1 protein-coding gene is annotated in these 281 nt (G+C 40.2%); it reads left to right on the plus strand.

Annotation, left to right across the window (positions count from 1 at the left end; genetic code table 11):
* Positions 1 to 14: 14 nt before the first annotated feature.
* Positions 15 to 281 (plus strand): AMP-binding protein (locus tag CWC28_RS22695; RefSeq protein ID WP_283206570.1); only part of this gene is annotated, 267 nt, incomplete at its 3' end.

A 281-nucleotide genomic window follows, 5' to 3' on the forward strand; every position in this document is an offset into this window, starting at 1 on the left:
CCCCCCGCTGGCCTATACAACGTATACAAACTATTATTGACAAAGTTCAGGTTGATTTACTGTTGACTGATAATGACATATATAACTATAACACCGAGTTCATTGAGTATGTGCCCACAGTATCATTCACAACCGAATCTCTGGTTAAGGAAAGCAACAATAATAATGTGCAAAAAATCAGGTTTGATTATGTCCATCCAGAACAGCCTGCATACGTCATATTTACCTCAGGTTCGACAGGCGAACCCAAAGGTGTTGTTATCACCCATAATGCTGTGACG

This window comes from Pseudoalteromonas sp. S4492, from assembly GCF_005886115.1.
Classification (GTDB): domain Bacteria; phylum Pseudomonadota; class Gammaproteobacteria; order Enterobacterales; family Alteromonadaceae; genus Pseudoalteromonas; species Pseudoalteromonas gelatinilytica.